Annotated in this window: 1 pseudogene; it reads right to left on the reverse strand. The window is 73.7% G+C overall.

Annotation, left to right across the window (positions count from 1 at the left end):
- Positions 1-3,416 (reverse strand): annotated as a pseudogene (locus tag ACFU99_RS37750) (hypothetical protein); the annotation flags it as partial.
- Positions 3,417-3,481 lie beyond the last annotated feature (65 nt).

The following is a 3,481-nucleotide window of genomic DNA, read 5'->3' on the forward strand; positions in this document are numbered from 1 at the left end:
GGTTTCCGCTCAGCCATCCTGAGCTGTTCGCCGGGAACGGCGTCACCGGGCTCGTTCCTCGTCGCGGGGCCCTCCGGTTCACGGCTGTTCCTGGCGGGTACGCCGTCGCCCGCGCGGGCCCCTGATCCGGTCGGGCCGCTCGCCGGGCGCGAGCCCCCTACGGGTTCCGCGAGTCCCGCGCCCCCGGGCGCCTCCGAAGGGGCATCGTCGTCGGAACGACCGCCGGGCGAACCCGAGAGGTCCTTGTCCTCAAGGAAGTCGTCGAGACTCGGCAGACCCAGCCCGTCACCGTCCTCGGAGGAGTCGCGAGCCGCACCCGACAGGCCCTCGTCCTTGAGGAGGTCATCGAGGCTCGGCAACTGTGAGAGAGCGGCTTCGCCGGAGGAATCGGGGCTGCCGTCCCCGCGGTCCTCGTCCCGCCCCAGGCCCTCGTCGACGATGCGGTCCAGCCGGCCGTCGTCCGGTCGCTCGACGGGCCGGCTCAACTCCTCGTCGAGCGCCTGCTGGTGCTCCCGTTGGGTGAGCGCGGCATCCAGCTGTTCCCGCAGCCCGTCGATGCGGCTCTGCAACTCGGCGACCGTCCCGGACTCGGGGTCCGGCCGCCGCTCCGGCGGCTCACCGATGCCGCGCCCGGCGCCGGCGTCCTCCGTGTCCGCGCCCGGGTCACGCGACGGGACTCGCGGCATGGCGTCCACCAGCGCATCGTTCCGCTGGTCCTGCAACTCCTCTATTTTTCCCCGCAGTTGACCGATGTTCTTCAGCCGGTCCTTCTCCAGGCGGTCCAGGTGCTTTTGCAGCGCGTCATACCTGCGCTCCGCCTCCGCACGGCCCGGCGCGTCCCTCAGCTCCTTGCGCAGCTGTGCCGTGCGCCGGTCGTCATGCCCCTCGCCGAGGGCATGCAGACGCCCGGTCAGTTCCTCCTCGCTCGGCGGCGCTTCGCGCTCCGCGCCGAGCTTCAGGCGCTCCAGCCGGTCCTGGAGGCCCTGATCGGCCCGGTACTCGCGCAGCTCCTCCAACGCGCGGGCCGCGTCCTGCGCGTCGTCCCCGTCCACTCGGGCCTGAAGCCCCCGCGCGTGATCGTCCTGGTCACCCTTCAGCTTGTCGAAACGTGCTTGCAGTTCGTCGTCGGAAACCGGCGTATGGCCGCTTCCGGTACCGGTCTCCTCCGCCTCGTCGGCGAAGATGCTGTCCAGGCGGTTCTGCAACTCCCGTTCTGCGCGGTGCTGCTCAAGCTGCTCCATCGCTCGCGCCGCCTGCTCCTGGGTAGCGGCGTTCTCGATCCGGCGCAGCAGTGCCGTCTCCACCTCATCGGTGCGGTCCTGGCGAAGCTGGTCGAGTCGGTCCCGTATCTCGGCGGTATCCAGGAGCTCGTTCAGCTCGGATCCGATGTCCCGTGCCCGACGGGGGTCCGAGGTCTGCGCCAGTTCACGCCGCAGGTCCTCCAGTACGGCGTCGTACGGCTGCGCCGCATCCCTGCCGGTCAGCACCTCGGCCGGCAGCTGCTGCTCTACGAAGTTGGTGTAGTCGCGCAGGGCCACATCCATCCGGTCCAGGTCGTCGCCGCGCTGCGCCTCCTGGACCGCGTCGACCTTGGCCTGCCACTCCGCACGGTCCGCACCGAGCTTTTCGAAGCGGTCGAAGCCGTGCTCGATATGGCTGTCGAAGGCCCTCAGACGCTGGTCGAGCACGTACGCGCCGGTCGCCTGCCGGAACGCGGACAGGTGATCAACCGCCGAGGTCCACTGCCTGCCGGCGATCGCCTCGTCGATGTCGTCGGTGAACCCGCGACGTATGCCGCGGCCCATCCCGGACTCCCGGGCCACCTGGTCCAGGGCATCCGACCGCTGCGCCAGCCCCTCCCCCATCTCCGCCATACCCGTCAATGGGGTGTTGGGCGCGTCGGGCGCGTCCCGCAGCGGATTGCTCTCGCCGGGATCATGAGTCGGCGCGTCGGGGGCCCTGAACTCCTCGTGCGGTGTGTCCCCGGCGACCGAGGTCGCCGCCGTTTCCGCTCGCCGCCCAACGGAATCCGCGTCGTCGATCACGCTCGGCTCCGAGGAACTCGACGCCGTGTTCTCGGTGTTCTCGGTGTTCTCGGTGTTCACCGGCGTCTCGTCGTCCTGCGACCTGCGGGCCCCGATGCCGGCCGCCGGACGGGTCTGCCGCGTCCGCTCGGTCCCGCCGCCGGCCGCCGGACTCTGGCCGGCGGAGTCCCTCGTGCCCGCCTCGGACGCACCAGACGCACCCGGCCTCGTGGAGCCCTGCGCCGGGCCCTCGGGACTCACCGACGGCCGGTCCGACGACAGCCTGGGAGCCCCGAGCCCGGACCCGGACCCCGGCCCGGTCCCCGACCCGGCCCCCGCACGCGATGTGCCGGTACGTCCGAACACGCCACCGGGCGCCTCCCGTACCAGCCCCTGCCCGGGGAGCTGCGCGCCGCCGGGGCCAGTCGCGGCCCCCCGCGCGCCGTTCGAGGGCGGTCCGCCCGCTGACGCGCTCGGCGCGTCCACGGACCGGGTGCCGCTCGGCCCGGAGGCCGACAGGCCGCCGCCCCGCTCCACCGGCGACGCGACCGGCTGCCACGGGCCGTTCGTCTCCTCGAAGCCGGGGTAGCGCTCGATCTGGCGCCCGCCGGCCGCGTCGGTGACGTCCTCCGCCTGCTCCGCCTGACGCTCCCGGGCGGTCGGCCCGGTTCCCCTCGGCGCCGTTTCGGCGGGACGTGGGGAGGCTCCGGTGCCGACGGGCGCGCCCGCGAGCCCGCCGGGAGCGCCGCCTTCCTCCTGATACGTGCCCTGCCCCTCGGAACGCGAAGACTGGTCCACCACGCCCTGCTCCGGCGCGTCGTGGACCTGGCGCACGCCCTCGTCAGGCCCGCTGTGCGCCGTCTGCGAGCCGCCCTGGCCCGTCTCCTCGACCGGCCTCGCGCTCTGCGGCCCGCCGTCGGACTGCACCTCGCGCACCGGCGCCCGCGGCCCGCCGTCGGACCGCACGTCCGGGTGCGAGGACCGCACCGATTCCATGGCACTCGGGCCCGGCCCACCACGGTTCGCGCTCCCGGACGCGACGTTCTGGCCCGCCCCGTCGTGGCCCTGCTCGCTCACCTCGTGCGAGGGCGGCGGCGCCCCGGCGCCCCGGCCGTCGCCCGTGACGACGTGCTGCACCGGCGCGGACGGGTGGTGCGAGGGCCCGTCGAACCCGGCCAGGCCCTCCTGTCCGGACTGCCGTGCCGGTCCCTCGAAGTTCGGCAGGCCGCGCTCGCCCTGCGGCGCCTCGGCGTGCTGGGCGCCGTCCAGCCACGAGTCCAGCCGGCCGCTGTGCGGACCGGGAACCCCCGCCAGGTTGTCCGGGGTCAACGGCGTCTCGGCGGAGACACGGCCGCTTCCCGACAGCCCGTCGGTGCCGGTCCTGCCAGGCACTTCCCGGACGTTCGGCGTGCCGTGGTCGCCGCCGGGCGTCGACACCTCCGAAAGGCCGTCGACAC

This window comes from Streptomyces sp. NPDC057654 (assembly GCF_042800135.1).
Classification (GTDB): domain Bacteria; phylum Actinomycetota; class Actinomycetes; order Streptomycetales; family Streptomycetaceae; genus Streptomyces.